This is a genomic window from Butyrivibrio sp. DSM 10294 (assembly GCF_028539135.1).
Classification (GTDB): Bacteria; Bacillota; Clostridia; order Lachnospirales; family Lachnospiraceae; genus Butyrivibrio.
Genome location: NZ_JANSWL010000081.1, coordinates 220,218 through 239,770 on the forward strand (window position 1 = coordinate 220,218; position 19,553 = coordinate 239,770).

At 44.0% G+C, this 19,553-nt stretch carries 15 protein-coding genes, 1 tRNA gene and 1 riboswitch; of the genes, 14 read left to right on the forward strand and 2 right to left on the reverse strand.

From position 1 onward, the window contains the following. Entirely contained in the window at positions 1-594 is a 594-nt protein-coding gene (locus NXH67_RS13160) for an electron transport complex protein RnfA (RefSeq protein ID WP_022778197.1), read from the forward strand. Between the two features lie 14 nt (positions 595-608). Beyond that, positions 609-1,403 carry an RnfABCDGE type electron transport complex subunit B gene (locus NXH67_RS13165; protein ID WP_022778196.1) on the forward strand — a complete coding sequence of 265 codons (795 nt, stop codon included), beginning with the start codon at positions 609-611 and terminating at the stop codon, positions 1,401-1,403. Between the two features lie 53 nt (positions 1,404-1,456). Here NXH67_RS13165 and epsC read toward each other — a convergent pair whose 3' ends face one another. Then, positions 1,457-2,356 (reverse strand): serine O-acetyltransferase EpsC, encoded by a 900-nt coding sequence (epsC, locus tag NXH67_RS13170; RefSeq protein WP_022778195.1) that lies wholly within the window; start codon positions 2,354-2,356, stop codon positions 1,457-1,459. 288 nt (positions 2,357-2,644) lie between these two features. Between epsC and NXH67_RS13175 the strand changes: the two genes are divergently transcribed. The 11 genes from NXH67_RS13175 to NXH67_RS13225 all read left to right on the forward strand — a co-directional run bounded on the left by NXH67_RS13175 (position 2,645) and on the right by NXH67_RS13225 (position 17,888). After that, positions 2,645-4,324, forward strand: a complete 1,680-nt coding sequence (locus NXH67_RS13175; protein ID WP_272797657.1) for a flagellar hook protein FlgE — start codon at positions 2,645-2,647, stop codon at positions 4,322-4,324. A gap of 243 nt (positions 4,325-4,567) precedes the next feature. After that, a riboswitch (cyclic di-GMP riboswitch) is annotated at positions 4,568-4,654 on the forward strand. Positions 4,655-4,921: 267 nt separating this feature from the next. Beyond that, positions 4,922-5,749, forward strand: a complete 828-nt coding sequence (locus NXH67_RS13180) for a hypothetical protein (RefSeq protein ID WP_272797658.1) — start codon at positions 4,922-4,924, stop codon at positions 5,747-5,749. Beyond that, positions 5,742-6,338: a signal peptidase I gene (gene lepB / locus NXH67_RS13185; protein WP_272797659.1), complete on the forward strand. Its 597-nt coding sequence runs from the start codon at positions 5,742-5,744 to the stop codon at positions 6,336-6,338. Before NXH67_RS13180 ends, lepB begins: the two co-directional genes overlap by 8 nt. A 43-nt stretch (positions 6,339-6,381) precedes the next feature. Continuing rightward, a complete protein-coding gene (locus tag NXH67_RS13190) occupies positions 6,382-11,418 on the forward strand; it encodes a Spy0128 family protein (RefSeq protein ID WP_272797660.1) in 5,037 nt (1,678 codons plus the stop codon). 104 nt (positions 11,419-11,522) lie between these two features. After that, positions 11,523-12,920, forward strand: a complete 1,398-nt coding sequence (locus tag NXH67_RS13195) for a SpaH/EbpB family LPXTG-anchored major pilin (protein ID WP_022778190.1) — start codon at positions 11,523-11,525, stop codon at positions 12,918-12,920. A gap of 190 nt (positions 12,921-13,110) precedes the next feature. Beyond that, positions 13,111-13,962, forward strand: a complete 852-nt coding sequence (locus NXH67_RS13200; protein ID WP_272797661.1) for a class C sortase — start codon at positions 13,111-13,113, stop codon at positions 13,960-13,962. Continuing rightward, entirely contained in the window at positions 13,955-15,022 is a 1,068-nt protein-coding gene (locus NXH67_RS13205) for a Cna B-type domain-containing protein (protein WP_272797662.1), read from the forward strand. The genes NXH67_RS13200 and NXH67_RS13205 overlap by 8 nt, the downstream gene beginning before the upstream one ends. Positions 15,023-15,138: 116 nt before the next feature. After that, positions 15,139-15,750, forward strand: a complete 612-nt coding sequence (locus NXH67_RS13210; protein WP_272797663.1) for a sortase — start codon at positions 15,139-15,141, stop codon at positions 15,748-15,750. Positions 15,751-15,975: 225 nt separating this feature from the next. Then, positions 15,976-16,749, forward strand: coding sequence for an adaptor protein MecA (locus NXH67_RS13215; protein ID WP_022778186.1), 774 nt, complete (start codon positions 15,976-15,978; stop codon positions 16,747-16,749). Positions 16,750-16,762: 13 nt separating this feature from the next. Further along, a complete protein-coding gene (locus NXH67_RS13220) occupies positions 16,763-17,506 on the forward strand; it encodes an arginase family protein (RefSeq protein ID WP_272797664.1) in 744 nt (247 codons plus the stop codon). A 43-nt stretch (positions 17,507-17,549) separates the two neighbouring features. Then, entirely contained in the window at positions 17,550-17,888 is a 339-nt protein-coding gene (locus NXH67_RS13225; RefSeq protein WP_022778184.1) for a hypothetical protein, read from the forward strand. 27 nt (positions 17,889-17,915) lie between these two features. Here NXH67_RS13225 and NXH67_RS13230 read toward each other — a convergent pair whose 3' ends face one another. Further along, positions 17,916-19,280 carry an MATE family efflux transporter gene (locus tag NXH67_RS13230; RefSeq protein WP_272797665.1) on the reverse strand — a complete coding sequence of 455 codons (1,365 nt, stop codon included), beginning with the start codon at positions 19,278-19,280 and terminating at the stop codon, positions 17,916-17,918. A 173-nt stretch (positions 19,281-19,453) separates the two neighbouring features. On the opposite strand from NXH67_RS13230, the gene NXH67_RS13235 reads away from it, so the two are divergent. Continuing rightward, a tRNA-Leu gene (locus tag NXH67_RS13235) sits at positions 19,454-19,536 on the forward strand. The last annotated feature ends 17 nt before the right edge of the window (positions 19,537-19,553 follow it).

A 19,553-nucleotide genomic window follows, 5' to 3' on the forward strand; every position in this document is an offset into this window, starting at 1 on the left:
ATGGGAGAGACAATTGTTAATCTTGTGGGCCTTATGATAACAGCTTCGCTTGTAAATAACGTAGTACTTAGCCAGTTCCTTGGCCTGTGTCCTTTCCTGGGTGTTTCCAAGAAGACGGATACGGCGCTTGGAATGGGCGGAGCCTGCATTTTCGTTATTACACTGGCTTCACTTGTTTGTAGTCTGATCTACAAGTTTATATTAGATCCCTTGGATCTTTCGTATCTTAAGACCATAGTATTTATCCTTGTTATCGCCATGCTGGTTCAGTTCGTTGAGATGATCCTGAAGAAATACATCGTATCCCTTTATCAGGCACTGGGTGTATATCTTCCCCTTATCACAACCAACTGCGCAGTTCTCGGTGTTGCCCTCAACAACGTAACAGACGGCTATTATGAGAACCCTCTTACCAGCACACTGGTTGGTTTTGCAACAGCTGTTGGATTTACCATCGCTATCGTAATCCTGGCCGGTCTTCGTGAGAAGATGGAATACAACGATATTCCGGCACCTTTCAAGGGAATGCCTCTTGTACTTCTTACCTCAGGACTTATGGCTATTGCGTTTACCGGATTCAGCGCTTTGAAATAAAGGAGAAAAAGACTATGATCACTGGAATTATCATTGCAACCTGCGTTGTGGCCGGTGTCGGAATAGTTATAGGTTTTATTCTTGGCGTGGCAGACCTTAAGTTGCATGTAGAAGTAGATGAGAAGGAAGCAGCTATTTTGGAAGCTCTTCCCGGAAATAACTGCGGTGGCTGCGGATATCCCGGATGTTCGGGCTGCGCTGCGGCCATAGCTAAGGGCGAAGCGGCAGTTAACCAATGCCCTGTAGGCGGCGCACCTGTTGCTGCAGCAATCTCAGCAGTTATGGGCGTAGAGGCTATTGAGACGGAAAAACAGGTTGCCTATGTTCACTGTAACGGCAACTGCGAGAACGCTACCCAGCAGTATGAATATGACGGAGTTTCCGACTGCCGTCTGCAGATGCAGGCGCCCGGCAGCGGTTCCAAGACTTGTTCCTTTGGCTGTCTTGGCGGCGGCTCCTGCGTATCCGTATGTCAGTTTGATGCCATCCACATCGTAAATGGTGTGGCAGTAGTGGATAAGGATGAATGTAAGGCCTGCGGCAAGTGTATCGACATCTGCCCGAGACACCTCATCGACCTTATTCCTTACAGCGCAAAACAGGTTGTTGCCTGCATGTCCAAGGACATGGGCAAAGCCGTTAACGGTTACTGTAAGGTGGGATGTATCGCCTGTCATATCTGCGAAAAGAATTGTCCTGCCGGAGCCATTACCGTTGAGAACAACGTAGCTTCCATCGACCAGAGCAAGTGTACTCACTGCGGTACCTGCGTGGAGAAATGCCCGAAGAAGGCAATAAAAGATATTTAACAATAAAGCGATAAAGGGGACAGTCCCCATTAACAAGGACTGTCCCCTATTAGTTACTGATTTTTCATACTAATCCTGCTCCCTGCCGGAACAGAAGCAGTGATAAATGCGTTAGCACCGATAACAGATCCTTCACCGATAACAGTCTCACCGCCAAGAATTGAAGCTCCTGAATAGATAGTAACATTGTCTTCAATGGTGGGGTGACGTTTGATTCCCTTAAGAGCCTGACCGCCTCTCGTTGAGAGACCGCCGATTGTTACGCCCTGATATATTTTGACATGTTCTCCGATTATGGAGGTTTCGCCGATTACAATTCCGGTTCCGTGGTCTATCATGAGATATTTGCCAAGGGTTGCTCCGGGATGGATGTCGATACCGGTCTTGCTGTGGGCATATTCCGTCATCATTCTGGGAATAAGCGGCACATTAAGAAGATACAGCTCATGGGCTATTCTGTTGATTGTGGTGGCCAGAAGTCCCGGATAGGAGAGGATTATCTCCCCCTTACTGTAGGCTGCCGGATCTCCTTCATAGCAGGCCTGAAGATCTGTGTCAATGTACTCCCTTATCTTGGGAAGCTTTTTGAAGAACTCATGTGTAATGCAGCGTGAACCGCAGTCCAGGGTCTCATCGCCGGCATTTTTGTAATCGGGGCTGTGATGGAATGCGATAGCGATCTGCTTCTGCATATTGTAGATAACGTCCTCGATAACTACGGCTATTCTGTTGTTGTCGTTGTAGCTCTTGTAGACCTTGTCTCTGTAATAGCCGGGATATATGATTCGGATCAGCTTGATGACGATGTCCTTAACCGCATCACGGTCAGGCTGATTATAGACATCCATCTGATCCACATCCCGTCCCTTCTCATAGTCTGAGAGGATCAGATCTACTATACTTTTTATCTCATTCTTTAATTCTTCGTTGTTATTGCTCTTCTTAAAATCCATTTTTTGACTCCATATCTTCTATATTAATAATTTGTAAGCATTTACAATGTTACGAAATGTTTAATATAGTTCTTCGGGCTTTATGACTATGTTGCTTTACTAAGCTATAGTATACATCATGAATCCTGCTTGTTAAAACATTTTTTCAATAAGACCTAAATAAAATCAAGCTTTCGGCCGATATAGCAAATGACAGATAGTATATTCTTTTCCGGCAAAGGGATAGCCGCTATAAAAGTACAGGGACGTACATGGGAAAAGAACTTGTTATTTGGAGGTACGTGCCCTATGATGAGATCTCTTTGGTCCGGTGTCTCAGGTCTTAAAACCCACCAGATGGAAATGGATGTAATTGGTAATAACATTGCCAATGTAAATACAACTTCTTATAAATCACAGGCAACAGGATTTACGGATATCCTGTATCAGACAGTTCGCCAGGGAGCAGGAGCGGGTGATAATACCGCCACGGTCAATGCTTCCCAGGTTGGTCTTGGATCTAAGGTCGGATCAATCTATACCAACATCACCAGGCAGGGGTCAGCAGTTACAACAAATAACGCCTTTGACCTTATGATCACAGGTGATTCATTCTTCGTGGTTACTCTTCCTGACGGAACTCAGGCTTTTACAAGAGACGGATCTTTTACCATTGACGGTTCCGGTAATTTCGTAACCCAGAATAACGGCTATATCTGCAATATGATCGCCGGGGAGGGAATATCCGGAACTCCAGCCGTTATGACTGAGCGTACCAAGACTATGGCCGGACAGGCAACGTCCGAAGCTTACCTTAAAGGAAACATCAACAAGGATGATGAAGTCCTTGAGGAGGGAAGAGTTCTTCAGCTCGAAGTTTATGGCAAGGACGGCAGGACCTATACGATCAAGCTTAAAGTCGACAATGCGGGAGACAGCGATGACAGCACATACCGCGTTTCAATAGACAAGATCCTGGATGACAACGGTAAGAAAATTGATAACAGTGTATCTAACGATATTCTCCTTACATACAACAAGCATGACGGAACACTTGATGGTATAGCACCGATCTCACCGCTTAGTGCAACAATCAAAGAGACTCCCGGCACCGGGGAAGGTGTCACTGAGACCAACATAACTCTTGAAGGCAACCTTTCAAGTTATACTTACAATACAACGGTGACCGGCAAGGACGGCAAGCATTACACACTGACCTATGGATTGCATCCGAGCTCCGAAACTGAGAACGGATATACTTTGAGATTATATTCCGCAAGAGATGAAGACGGAGTATTGAAAACCTTTGATGATATGTCAGTGGAGCTTAAATACAATGAGGAATCCGGACAGTTGGAGGCCATCGGCGAGGAAAACACCAAGACCACAACCTTCAGGTTTGACAATATCCTTAACAACCTTGGACCGATCACCTTTGATCTTGGCAACACCAAGGTTCCTGATCCCGCCGGAAGTTCCTACCAGTTCATGTTTGGAGGAGATGCGGCAGCCATCGGTAATCTTAATGTGGACTTTAGCAACACAACCAATTACGCCAACACCATGGGAGGTACAACCTCATCGATATACGCGTATAAGGGTGATCTGCAGGGACAAAATAAAGGATATCCCAACGGAGAACTAAGCGGCCTGTCAATTACCAATGACGGTTCAATATACGGAAGCTACACCAACGGCCAGACAGTCAAGATCTCTCAGATAATCGTGGCACAGTTCAGTAATGCCATGGGCCTTGAAAAGATAGGTGATAACCTCTACAAAGCTTCACTTAATTCAGGAGAACCTATATACATGGACATCACACAGGATGGCGGTTATATGTCCTCGGGATACCTGGAAGGCAGTAATATCGACCTTGCCAAGGAATTCACTGATATGATCACAACCCAGCGCGGTTTCCAAGCCAACAGCCGCGTAATTACTACATCTGACGAGATGTTGCAGATACTTAAGGGACTTAAACGATAAGCTAAAAGCAGATAAAAAAAGGAAACTTTAAGGGACCCAATTTATAATTATAAAAAAAATATGAAATTTTATTTTCAGAGCCGGACTGAGATTCCGGCTCTTTTTTTCAGAGACTGTGATTTTTTTGTGAAAAAAGGATTGAAATATGATTAGCAATAGTTTATATTCTAGTTACAACATTTTGCGAATAATGTTAGCTTAATAAAGATAATATTATTTACATTTACTTAACTTAATAACAACAGGAAATAAAGGCAAAACCGTCGAAAGATGGTGACGCAAAGCTACAGGGTCTTAATCACTTTATGTGACAGATAGCCAGTTGCTGGTGCTTCGGATAGCACCAAAAAAAGCGACCGTGTCTGTTAAAGGATTATACAGACGGTCTTTTTTATTGAAATTACAGTACGCAGGCAGTTCATGGATGAACACATGACATTGGTAATGGCATGGTAGTACAGGGATATGTAATTTTCTCGACAACAGGTTTTTAGCTTTGCATTTGCCTCTCCGTATTAGAAGGTATTTTGCAGAGTACTAAAGGTTTAGTCCGATGCAAAGTGCCTTTTTTCATGTGGGAAAACGGGAAAAGAGAAAATGGCGGATTTGAATTTAAAGAAGCTCAGCCGTGCGGAACTTTTGGAAATGATGATCGAATTTTCCGAAGAAGCTGAGAGTGCCAAGAGGCATGAGAAGGAACTCAAGGAAGAGTTCGAGAGAGAAAAGCTGCAGTTGCAGCACGAGATGGCCGAAGAGAGAGCAGCAATGCTCAAATCCTTCGACGATGAGAAGGCTGAGATGCGTACCAAGTTCAACGAACAGAAGACGCAGATGCAGGCCAAATTTGACAAAGATATAGAGGGACTTAAGTCAAGACTTGATAAGGAAAAGAAGGATCTTGTACAGCAGGTTGATGACAAAATGAGCAAGATTCAGTCGTCAGGAACCTTGGCGGAGGCATCACTTAAGCTCGGAGGCATCTTCGATGCAGGGCAGAAGGCCGCAGACCTCTATGTTCAGACAATCCAGGATCAGGCTAAAAGGGAATACGAGGATTTCAAGAAACAGATGGTGGAATCCCGCAGAAGAATGGACCTGATGGAGAGTGAAGCCAAAAGACGCTGCGAAGAAATGATAAAAGCAGCCGGCGGTGATGGCAAAGAGATGCTCAAAGCCATTCTTGATAGCATAAATAATGCAAAAATAGTAGCCAAAGACAGCAGCAAGACAGATACAACGGAGGGACAGGCACCTAAGGAAGAGACAGCACAGGCAGAGACAATTTCAGAAGAGACAGCTAAGGAAGCCCCTAAGGCAAAAAAGACTACAAAATCCAATACAGAAACAGATAATGTAACACAGACCGATGCGCCGCCTGTTAAGAGAAAACGTGGCAGGCCGAGGAAAATAAGAGTTGATGAGTAAGAAAAAAAAGGAACCCCAGGGAAGGCCGACTCTTGACGAGCTTAAGAGCGAACTTAAGAGAGAGAACAACAAAAAGGAATATAAGAAAGTTCTTAGGAACTCAATTATAGTAGTTGTTGTTGTGGCAGCGCTGGCGGTTCTTGTTTCCAGTTTTTATGTTACAGCTCTCAAGGTTACGGGTGACAGTATGACCCCGACTCTTGAGACGGGACAGATAGTCATAGCAAGTAACAGCACGGTTTTTGAGACCGGCGATCTTCTTGCTTTTTACTATAACAACAAGGTTCTTGTTAAGCGAGTTATCGGATCCCCGGGCGACTGGGTAACGATAGATGACGCCGGAAACGTTATGGTCAACGGAGTTCTGATCGATGAACCATACATTACCGACAAGAGTCTGGAACCCACGGATCTTGAATTCCCGTATCAGGTCCCGGAGAACAGATGGTTTGTTTTGGGAGATCACAGAAGCGTTTCCATTGATTCCAGATCCAGTGTAATAGGATGTGTGACAAGGGAACAGCTCATCGGAAGGGTAATGTTCAGAGTATTTCCCTTTGACGCTTTTGGTGTTATTCAAGATAGATGAAACGTTGTAAGAAGTAATATTAATAGATTAGGGGTAACGAAACATGCGCAAAGCTGATGAAAATCGCGCAGAAAACTACATCAGAAAGCACAGCAGATTCAAAAAGTGGATTGCGTTCGCTGTATGTCTTTCTCTTCTGTCCGGTACAGTAACATTTTATATGTTGAATAAGCCAGCAACGGCTATGACTGAGGAAGGAGCCAAGCAGGTCGGTCTTGTACTTGAAACAGCAGACAATGCTTACGAGCAGGGACTGATCAAGCAGATGGAGAACGAAGAGGCCAAGAAGTCAGAGGATGGTGAGAAGACCGAAGAGTCAGCCGGCGCACAGGCTTCAGGAGAGGACAATTCTGCCGCAGCTTCATCAGGAAGTTCCGCAGTTGCAGCAAGCTTAGAGAGTTCAGAGAGCAAGCCTGAAGGTGCTTCTGAAGGAAAGTCCGAGGCTGCAGCAACTGATGCTTCTTCTACAGGATCAAGCGAAGGCGCATCTACAGGTAGTTCCTCAGGTGCATCAACCGGCAGCTCATCATCAGCAGCATCCGATGCATCAAGCAGTGCATCAACCGGCGATAGCAGTTCTGATACAAGTTCCGCAGCCGCCAGTGCTTCATCAGCTGAGACCTCAGCAGATGCATCATCAGAGAGTTCATCTGAAGAGACCAAGGTTTCTGACAAAGATATCAAGAGTGATGTCAAGATTACCGTTGTTTATAAAGATACAAACGGAGAACAGATTGCTGATTCCAAGGAACTTTCAATTACGGAATCATTTGACTTGACCAAGGAAGTCAAGAACTTCGAAGGTTATGTTTTTGATAAAGGAACAGTTGATGAGACTCAGGTAGTACTCATCACCAAGAAAACAGCTTCTTCCAAGTCGGGAGAAAATCAGGATGCAGCTTCCACCGCTTCCAGCGACGATGAAGTTCAGACCTATACTTATTACCAGGTAACAACAGCATCCGGTGAGACAAAAGATATTCTTGAAGATACAGATCTTCTTCTTACATACTACAAAGCTAATACACAGACCAGCTTCACAGCCAGTGACCTTATGGTTACGGTTAAGGCAGAGCTTTCCGATCCTTCAGCACTTCCTGAGGGAGTTGAGCTTAAGATAGCTGAGATCAGTTCCAGGTCTGAGGATTATAACTACGCTGCTTACATGGAGGCGCTTAACGACAACGCTGATAAGATCGCCGATAAGGACGCAGAAGAGAAGCAGTCCTACAATGAGAAGAACACTCTTCTTTATGACATCGCCTTCAAGCTTGATGGTGTTGAGTATCAGCCCAAGGCAGGAACGGTAGCTATCTCACTTAGCCTTAATCAGAATCAGTTGTCTGATGAGATTGGAGCAGCTGATGCCGATGGCGTAAGCGTTGTACATCTTCCGGTTAAAGACGAGATTATGGACAATGTGAATGCTACCAGTGATGCGACAGACATCAAGGCTTCCGATATCAATGTTGAGGTGGTCAAGGGTAGCGATGTAGATCTTTCCGGCGATACCGATAAGGTTTCCTTCGAAACGGATTCCTTCTCTGCATACGCTCTTGTATACAGCGAATATGGAATTGTTTCCTGGACAGGAACTGAGCATATGTCAGCCCGTGACATTGCTGATGCACTCGGCGATAACACATCCTTCGGTGCCGTTGCGGGAACCTTTGAGTCAGCAGATAATACCGATGTTGAGTCAAATATCGCAGTGGGAACCCTTAAGAGTGTAATAGAATTCGGTAACTCATCAACTGTATTTACACACATTCAGTTTGACGGATACTTTATTACCAAGAATTCCACCAAGGACGGAACCTTTAAGTTTGGACTTTATTCACAGCCATATTCCGATACCAACAGAAATCCCAGCAAGATCGGTAATTTCAATATCGAAGTTAAGGATGGTACCGGTACAGTCAATCTCTTACAGCTGTTTGATCAGGATACTCTTCAGAGTAACGCAAGACTTTACGTTTATGAGGTTGATACAAAGGGCAATGTAGTTCCTGACGGTGAGACCTTTGTAGCAGCGGACGGAACCAAGTATACCGTAACCTATGATGTAAACGATCTTCCAACTGAAGATGATAATGATATCGTTGGTTCCTTCTCAAGTTCATATGTTGAGAACAATGCAAGCGGTGAGAACCTTTACAACAAGCTCAAGCATGTTGATGGCAATACAGTATATATCAAGAACTCGGATAATTCTTACACTGTTTACTCTTATCCTAATAACAGTGCGGGAACAACGGTTCAGGGAGCATTCCCGATATCCGTTTCAAACCTGTTGTCTACAGCATCCGAGGCATCCCGCAAGTTTGCACTTCTTGATGACACCAAGGACGTTATGGTGCTCAATGTCATCGGAACAAGCGATGGTTTCCGTAAGGATCTGACAAAGACAATTTTCCAGAAGTTTGGTATCAGCGGTGATATCAATAACTACCTTACGAGTGAAGGACTTACAATAGGTGACAAGCTCTGTGTTATTAACCTTGACCTGACCAATTGTCCTGAATACAAGATGGAGCAGTTCCTGGTTCATACAGAAAAGGAAAGCGGTAAGACCGGTGAGGGATGGCTTGAACTTGCCAACCAGATCATCATCAATCCTTTGCAGAGAAATGCGGCTAATGACCTTCTTCCTTACACAGGAACATTGGTGCTTGACACTGTATCAGGTACTTTCGTAGCTCCTGAAGCTACTGTTGATATCAATAACGGTGCTGTACCGGGATCAGTAATCGCAGGCTACATGATCCAGAGAAGAGAGATCCATAAGCTTACGGTTCGCAGATACCTCGATCAGCAGGCTTCAATGATGATCAACAATGTGGTTGATGACACTGACAACATTAAGCTTAAGATTGATAAATATGTAGATGGCATTCTTGCCAAGGCAGAAGATACAGGCAAGTTCAGTTTCATGATGGTAATGCTTGCCAAGGATTGTAACGGAAATTATTATTGGAAGCCTGTAACCTGGGATACCAGAAATGAGGGATCTACTGTTACCTTTGATATTAACCCATGGCTTCTTGGAATGACTTATGGAAGCGGTGATACCAAGGAATCTCAGAATGCAAGCACCTACTATTTTGTAATCTTTGAGAATGATCCGACAGGTAATTATTCTAAGGACAACACTGCGATACTTGCAAAGATTAAGTATTACAAGGGCGGTGAGGTAGAGCCCCTTTACTACAGAATCGATGCAACTGAATCTGCGGATTTACAGAATAATCCGGGCACAGGATATTTCAATGATGCCCACAGAATATCATCATCCAAGGAACTGGAACAGTTCCGGAATGTGGCCTTCTATAATGAGACCAAGGGTAAATCAGCTCTCAGAATTCACAAGATGGTGGTTAACGATTTCGGCTCCGGATTCGTAAGAGACAATACCGGAACAGCGCTCCTTGACAATGTAACCTTTAGAATTACCAATAATTCGACCAAGAATTATGTAGTTATGAAGGGCTTCACAGGAAAAGCAGATACCAAGGGTGAGGCTATCGAGTACAACTCAGGTAAGCCCACAGGTAAGAAATATGTTGTAACCTACAACAGAAGTGCTCAGTGGACCATCTCCGATCTTCCCGCAGGAACTTATGTAGTGGAAGAGGTGGCAGACGGACTTACCTTTACTTATGATCCTTATACTAATAAGAGCACATATCTTACAACTACCAACCTTTCAAGAGTTACCAAGTATGACGTAACAGTTGATAAGGAAGGCGGCAACTGGCTTGGTACCGGAGGAAATAACTATAGAGCTGTATTCTCTTGTGACATTCCGAATCATTTTGACAAGGCACCTACAGATGTAAAGGTTGGTTATGATGATATACCCAATGCTTCACATACACAGACGGTTCAGGTATGTAACTACTACAGTATTCCTATAGGACCTATACAGATCACCAAGAACTTCACCGGTGGAACCTGGAATGAAGACATGGCATTTACCTTCACAATGGAAGGAATCGGATTCTCTATGAAGGATTCAGCCGGTAATCCAATCGACTTCAGTGTGAACCCTGAGCTTGCTCAGCAGCCAATGCCTGTAGGAGCTTCCAACGGAGTAGCAAGTGTGACAGTAACCGGTAAAGATGCGGTTAACAATGTTGCAACTGTTCAGTTCGGAGCTATACCATTCAGATTTGAAGGTACTTATCTGTACAAGATAACTGAGGACAGCTCAGGACAGATACCGGGCGTAAGCTACGACAGCAGAACCTATTACGTCAAGATTGAAGTTGATAAGTACTATACAAAGTTTGAGAAGTCATACACCTATGACAACATGGCTAATCCTGCCAAGTATACCAAGGATACTACACTTGCCGAAGATTTCTATTATCTTGGCGGTAATGTAACCTATGCAACGGATGAAGCCTTCAAGAATGTGGTTGCCACCTGCAAGCTTAGACTTGGAAGCAATCCCGATACAGTTAACCCTGATAAGAACGCATTCATTATCACTTACGGTTCGGGAGATGTAACGGATGTAGCATTCAACAACGTGCTTTCCGGTAAGCTCACAGTTACCAAGAAGTGGCTCGAAGGCAGTACAGGCGCCGATATCTCAAGCAAGCGTACATATCTTATTGTATATGTATGGCAGAGAGTTAACGGAGGTGAGTGGACAGAATACACATCCACCGAGCTCTCAGCAAGTAATAAGTGGACCCAGACCATTACCGATCTTCCTATATATGATGCCAAAGGCAATCGTTATGAATACACCGTTAAGGAGTCAGATGATTACCTGGCAACATACAGAGTAACTTACAAGTATAACGGTAAGACAATAAAGGGAAATGATCAGTCGGCAGTAACAGTTGACGGATCCAAGGCCAAGAATACAGGTTATGTTATGAAGCTTGGCTCAGACGGTAAGGACTTCGGTACAGTAACAATTATCAATGAAGAGGTTTATTCAAATACACTTCCTTCTACCGGAGGAGTGGGAACAGCTCCGTTTATGATCATCGGAATTATGATGGCAGCGGCTGCTTTGATAGCGGGATTGTTCTTCGGAAGAAGAAAAAAGAACGTTATCGGATAACCAAGGTTTAAAGCGTTAAGCTTAAGAACAGGTGCTCATTTGCACCGGATATAAAAGGACTGGATTTATACAAGACTCAAGATTCAAAAGGAGAGGAAAAGGAAATGAAAGGATTAAAGAAAGTTTTAACCGGAATTCTTGCCGCAACCATGGTATTCGCTATGGGAATCACTGCAACAGCGGCAGAAGCAACAACCACAACCACAGCTACTATCACTATTGATAGTAAGAATAGCAGCAATACTAACCCTGATGCTGTTATCACTTACGATTATTTTCAGATTTTAAAGGCTGATATCGTTAGTGGTGAGCAGGTAGCTTACTATGTAACAGATAAGAAGCTTGCTGATGCAGTAAGCGGAACAGGATATTTCACAGCAAAGAAGTCTGCTGATGGTTCACGTTACAATGTAACACTTAAGGATGGTCTCACAGGATCTGATTTAGGTGAGAAGATCGCAGCAGCTCTTAATAACGATACAGTAAAAGGTGCAGTAAGTGTAAAGGGACAGTTCAAGTCTGCTAACGGCGTTGCCAAGCAGGAGCTTGAGCCTGGTTACTACCTCATTCTTTCAAGCCTTGGTACTGTAGCAGCAGTTCAGACAGTTGGTGAAGTAACAATCAATGAGAAGAACTCATACCCTACAATCACAAAGGCTGATGATAAGGATTTCGCTCAGATGTTTGATACTGTTGTAACCTACACTCTTACAGTTGATGTTCCCAAGAGCGTAGCTAAGAAGCCTATCACAGTTGTTGATACAGCAACTGTTGGCCTTACACTTGATTCTAAGGTAGTTGCAACTGTTGAGGGCAAAGAGGTAGGCAAGTATGAGTGGTCAGAGCCTGTTGCTAAGAACGGCAAAAACGAGTACACAACTGTTATTCCTGAGGAGACAGTTGCTAAGTACGCAGGTTCCAAGATCGTTCTTACTTACACAGCAACAGTTAACGAGAATGCTGTAGTTCGTGTTAACGAAGAGAACAGCGCTCACCTTGTATATGACAACTACAATTCAGCAGAGACAGATCATGTTGATGTTGCAACACTTGGCGTAGAGATCGTTAAGGTTGACGGCGCAACAGGCAAGGCTATCACAGGTGCTGAGTTCACACTTTGGAGCGCAAAGGAAGGCGGCAATCAGATCGCAGTTGTTAAGGAAGGTGATCATTACCGTATTGCTAAGTCTAATGAGACAGGCGTAAACATCGCAGTTGATGCGAACGGTAAGGCTACAATCGTTGGTCTTGATGCTACTAAGTATTACCTTCAGGAGGAAAAGGCACCTGCAGGATACAACATGATCGAGGACAGATATGAGCTTGTTGTTAACGGCACATTAACAGTTCCTGAGCCTATCAAGATTGCTAACTTCACAGGCCGTACTCTTCCTTCAACAGGTGGAATCGGAACCACAATCTTCTACATCCTTGGCGGTATCCTTATCATCGCAGGTGTAGCATACTTCATGGTTCGCAGAAAGGCTGATGCACAGGCTTAATCGACCCGGGTTTATGAAAAAGTTTTATAATAAAATTGAATCTTGTTTCTTTTAAATGAAACTGACTGTATTTCTAAAGGAGAGTGTCGATCCACGGAAGCTGGGGAGCTTCCAAGACAAACTTCTTTAGAAATGCAGGAATTGGTTCAAAAATAGGTAATTGTTCATATTTCACGGGATAAGATGATTGATGGATAAGAAGAACTTAAAAAGGATTATTCCCAATATAGTATTCAGTCTGATTTTTTTCGTTGGACTTGCAATTTTTTTATACCCGTCGGTAAGTAATTACATTAATTCAAAGCATCAGAGTAGGGTTATTTCCAACTATCAGGAGGTACTTGACGAAATCTCCCAAGAGGATTACAGCAAGTATTGGGAAGAAGCCCGAAAGTATAACGAAGAACTGGCTACAAGGCCTTTTAGTTTTACATTTTCCGATGAAGAACTGGAGCGTTACAACAGTGTGATGAATCCAACCGGAAGCGGAATAATCGGATACATAGAGATCGAAAACATCGGAGTTAACCTTCCGATATACCATGGAACAGATGAGTCTGTTCTTCAGGTAGGTATAGGACATCTTGAGGGAACCTCATTTCCCACAGGAGACACCGGTACTCATACAGTACTGTCAGGGCACAGAGGACTTCCATCCTCCAAGCTTTTTTCAGACCTGGATCAGATGATCGTAGGTGATACATTTTTATTACATATACTAGATCAGACTTTTGCATATCAGATTGATAAGATTAACATTGTTCTCCCGGAGGAGACCAATGATCTGGCAATTGTCTCAGGAGAAGACTATGTCACGCTTGTGACCTGCACACCCTATGGTGTGAATACTCACAGGCTCCTTGTAAGAGCAAAGCGTGTTGATTATAACGAAGAAACAAAGCTGATAGTTCCTGCGGATGCAACAAGATACGGAAATCTTGTTGTGGCACCGTTCCTCGGAGCCCCGCTAATACTTATCGCATTTTTATTTTATTTGTTTGCGACATCCAAACGTCGTACAAAGAGGAAGAAACATGATTAAGTTAGGAAAAGACATTTTTAGTAAAATAGTGTCTGTGGCAGTAGCTGCTGTTATGGTCCTTACCCTTTTACCGGGAAGGAGCGTATCTGCTGCTGATATTGACCTTTCTAAGAAGGGCAGTATGACCGTGATTCACCATTCTGCTGATGACGAGCCGCTTGAAGGCGTAAAGTCCAGAATATATCGCGTGGCATCTGTGGACGCTTCAGGTAAGTACACGGTTCTTGATGAGTTCAGCGGTTGCTTCTCGGATTCAAGTTTCTTCAACAACGGATATGACTTCGATGCATGGAAGTCCTGCGTTGACGGCGTTAAAGAATATGTTAAGGCTACCAATGTTAAGCCCTACAAAGAAGGTGTTTCCGACAAGCAGGGCAAGACCTATTACAAAGACCTTGATCTTGGTGTATATCTGGTTATAAGTGATAACCTGGTAGATAAGAAGTTCGTTCACTCATTTGCTTCCTTTGTATATCCTGTACCGCTTCTTGAAAGAGGTAAGGAATCAGAGGTCATGGAATGGGTTTATGATGTTGAGGTAGTTCCCAAAAAGGAGAGCGTAGAGAGAATTATCGACGAGGAATTCGTTGTGTACAAGCGTTGGTCTGATTCAGGATATGAATCAAACAGACCAAGTGAGATCACAGTTAAGATCTATTGTGACTCCAGTGTTTACAAGACAGTTAAGCTTAATTCTTCCAACAACTGGAAATACTCCTGGACGTATGAGCCGGGACATGAGTGGAAGCTGGTTGAGACTTCAACAGGTAATAACTACACCGCTTCACTTTCCAAGTCCAAGGATGAGAACAAATATACCTTTGTATTTACCAATACATACAATCCACCTGAGACTCCTCCGGGAAATCCTCCCGAGGATCCCTCAGAACCTGTGACTCCTGACCTTCCTTCGGTTCTGGGAGCAATAAGGGATCTGCCTGAGGTTCTCGGTGCGAGAAGACTTCCACAGACAGGACAGCTGTGGTGGCCACTTCCTATACTTGTTCTCTTTGGAGTGTTCTTCATATTTAAGGGGATCAGGAAGAACAGTAAGGCATAATGTTTAAGGGAGCTGCAGTTTATGGGGATGAATATTAAGCTGCAGGGTATGATGCAGTTCATTTTGAAAGGCGCATCAGACAAATGAAAAAGCTATCTGGTTATTTTTATATTTTATTGGGAATTGTATTTCTTGGCACTGCGGCATTCATCGTTAAGAATAATCTTGATGAGAACGCATCTGCCGGAGAGGCTTCGGACCACCTTTTAAGTGAAGTTATTGAGCAGGTTCCGGATGTGGTACTTGCCTCAGAAGACCACGGCGATATGCCGGTGGTGGACGTAGAGGGCAGGAGTTTCATCGGAACGGTTCAGATTCCTGGGCTTGGTCTTCTTCTTCCTATTCAGAGTGAATGGGCATCCGACAACGCCAAGGTTTCTGTTTGCAGATATGAGGGCTCTGCTTATGAGAACAATCTCATTGTTGCAGGCCATAACTACATTGAGCATTTCGGCAGGCTTGAGGAACTCACCACCGGAGACAGCGTTGTTGTTACTGACATGAATGGTAAGAGCTTCTACTACGAGGTTGTCAACATTGAGACACTTGGTGCTTATGATGTTGAAGAGATGGAATCAGGTGACTGGGATCTTACACTTTTCACTTGTACAGTAGGAGGTTCCAACCGCATTACAGTCAGATGTGAGGCAACGGGACAGGTCAGTGCCACCGGCGATACACCTGATGTTATCAAGGCTGCGGAAGAGAGCAAGCACATAAGAAAATAAGAATATTTAGGATATGATAAGGTTTTTCACTGATTTAAGATGCAGTGAAAACCTTTTTTTATACTAATAGTTTATAGTATTATTAGTGTTTTTTTACCACACTGCACTATGCAAGTGCAGGTAAATAGTAATATAATTACTGTAAGAAAACATATATTTTTATGCATTAGAGGATTGTTACATTCAAGGATGAACGGTAATTTCCATGGAGAGGAGATGATGCGCATGATCATAGTAAAAATGAATGAAACAACAGTTGAATGCAGTATAGCCGCATCAGAACTTCATGAGATCGGCCTCACACCTGAGGCAGTAGTTAACGGAGCGGAGAACACCACATCATTTTTTGCTCAGCTTAATAAAGAGGTTGGACAGCAGCTTGACTATGACCCTGAGACAGAGGTCATGATGATGAGCAAGAATATGATGATGGATGGCAGTGTCCGCATTTTTGCAGTGAAGATGAGTAATGAGGACATTCAGAAGGCTGCTGACAGGATCAGAGGAGCCGCAGAGACAGTCCTTAGGTTACTTACTCAGGAAAGAGTAGACGAGATCAAGAGAAAGACCGGTAAGGACAAGGGAGTAGCCCTTAATGAGGTTATTACCAATGTTACCGATACAATAAACAGGTTCTACGGAAGAAACGGTGAAGAGGAGTTTGCACTTGATCATCCGGCAGCCACCTATCAGCCTCTCTCCGAATATGCCAGATATATGATGGAGTTTGAGGATATTTCCGAGGCTGAGCGTTTTGCCAAAGTGGTTCAGAGGCTTCCGATTGTTGATTCCGCTCTTTACAAGCACAAAGGAAGATACTATCTGCTGGCGGGGCTTATGTCAGGAGAAGAGGGAATAATCTATGAGATGAGAAGAGCCGGAGTTGAGTACTCACAGCTTCTTACGGTTAATTCTCCCGAATCCCTGTTTATAGAGGAACATGCAGAGTGCATAATAGAAGAGGATGCATTGATCCATTTGGCTGATCTTAAGAAATAATATGCGAGGCTGTATGAAGAAGGACATCTGGGTATTTAATTTTTCGGGAATATATGACAATGAGAGCTTTTATCTTAGTGATAAAGGCTCTTTTAACGTACTTGATATGACGGGAATCTCAGGAACCAACTGCATGTGCGATGACAGTGCGGTGCAGAGAATAAGGCAGATATTTGCTGATAACGGAGTATCTCCCTATGGGATCCACTTTATCGACAACGGTAATTATCATTATATGTCCGCACTGGTGGCGGAGATGATAGGGGAGCCTTTTTCACTGGTGGTTCTTGATCATCATCCCGATATGCAGCCACCTATGTTTGGGGATATATTGTCCTGCGGAGGCTGGGTGAAGGAGGTCTTTGACAAGAACCCGGGGGTAAAGGACATACATATCATAGGGGCAGACAGAGGGCTCATTTCCGAGTTGGCAGAAGAGGACCGGCAGAGGGCTACTTTTTATGATCTCAAGGATATCTTTGGAGAGGGAATAAGGCTTCCGGATACGGGATATCCTGTGTTTTTATCCATAGATAAGGATGTGGTCTCGGATAAGGAGCTGACTACCAACTGGGATCAGGGAGAGATGACAAGGGAGCAGCTTCTTTCCTTTGTAAAAGAGATGCTTGCTAAAAAGGATGTTATCGCCATGGATATCTGCGGAGAGTGCGCACCGGACCAGGAGGGGTGCGATGTTACAAAGGCTGCCGCGGAAAATGACAGTTTAAATAAGGCTTTGCTGGGCTGTGCGATATAGCGTATAATATTAATTACTACATTATATATCACTTGGAGGGCATATGGAAAAAAGGTTCAGGGAGTACATAAGACACTTTGAGAAGCTCGACTATGACGTTTTATCCGAGGAAGAGATAATAAACGAAAGAGAAGGACTTATAATGGAGATAGGCATGCTTCATCAGGAAATGATAAGGTGCCTTATTGCAGTGATGGGGCTTTTGATGTGTGCCTGCATCTTTTTGTCAGCGGCGCTGGGAACAACTTCCTGGGTACATTATATCTGCGCTGCAGTGATGGCTATTGCAGCAGCGGTTCTGTCAATGTCCTACAGAAAGCTGGGAGATGTAGTCAAAAAACTTAGCGTATATGCAGATAAGCTGGCTCAGATCCGGGTATAAAGCAGGCATATTATAAATACAGAAGGTTCAGGCTTCGTCGCGGCGTACCGCGGCGAAGCTTTTTCTTATGTGTTTCAGTACTATAAGATACAGGATAATTGAGAATATTCCCGCAGTGAGCCAGGCCAGTCCGTCACCTGCAACTGCAAGAGCATAGCTGCCTATTCTCATGGAGATAAAGGCAGTGGCAAGTCTTGTCAGAAGTTCAACGATACCGAGGGTAAGCGCTGTTTTACCATAGCCGCAGGCCTGCATTGCATTTCTGTATATGAAGATCATTCCGAGGGGGATATAGAAGAGAATGCATTCATTTACGTAGGTCCAGGCGTAGGGCATGTATGAAGAGAGGTCCACTCCGCTGTCGAAGAAGAGACTGATGACTCTGGGAAGGAGAAGGAGACTCAGGGCTGCATTTAAAATGGAATATACCACAGCTATCTTCATGGCATCCTTGGTGCCCTGATGAACTCTGTCGAGGTCTCCGTAGCCGTAGTTCTGGCCAACGTAGGCAGCCATAGTCTGGCCAAGGGAGGGCATTCCGGCGGTCATGAGGTTAACTACTTTGCCGGCGGCTGTAAAGCCCCCTACGGCCACTGAACCATAGATATTTATTGACGACTGCATTACCATGGTTCCGGAGGCAGTGATACCGAATTGCAGAGCCATAGGGACACCGATATTAAGCTGCTTGAAACTGTAATCTTTATTGAGCCGCCAGTCGGATCGTCTGGGCTTAAGGACATCGATTTTTTTGATGATATAGATGATGCACAAAAGGGCGGATATACCCTGGGATACGTCTGTAGCCAGGGCTGCGCCGAAGGTGCCGAGTTTAAAGCCTATAATGAACACCAGATCAAGAACGATGTTTAAAAGGGCTGCAAAAATCAGGAAATAGAGAGGAGTTCTGCTGTTACCGATGGCGCGAAGGGAGGCTGCCATAAGGTTATAACCGATGAGGGCAAAGCTCCCAAGACATATGGTTATGATATAGGCATAGGCGTCATCATAGATATCCGCAGGGGTATTCATGAGCTTGAGAAGCGGATGCATGATCAGATAGGAAATAACAGTGATGATGGCAGTACTGATAATTCCAAGAAGGATGGCGTTGGCAAAGGCTCGTCTTGTACCTTCTTTGTCACCGGCTCCAAACTTCTGGCTTATAAGAACTGTATAGCCTGTAGTCATTCCGTTGGCAAGACCCATTACAAGGAACATGATAGTTCCTGTAGAACCTACTGCAGCAAGGGCGCCGGGGCTTACGAATCGTCCGACTATGACTGTATCTACCATATTGTAGAACTGTTGGAAAACAAATCCCAGAAAGATAGGGATAACAAATTTGAGAATTATTGGAAGGGGTTTACCCTGCGTCATTTTATTATTCATGAAATCCGCCCTCTGCCTGAAAGTACGTGGCTCCTGATATCATTTTATACTATAATGCGTAAACTTAATAATTAAATATAAGTTAAATGCGCATTTTTTGAAATTTTGAGTCAATTCTTTGGCAAAACCTATTGACATAGAGCAAAAAAATCGGTATTATACAATAGTTGCTTGCAGGAGTGGCGGAATGGCAGACGCGCATGGTTCAGGTCCATGTGTTGGCAACAACATGAGGGTTCAAGTCCCTTCTCCTGCACTAGGTTATACCTGGTG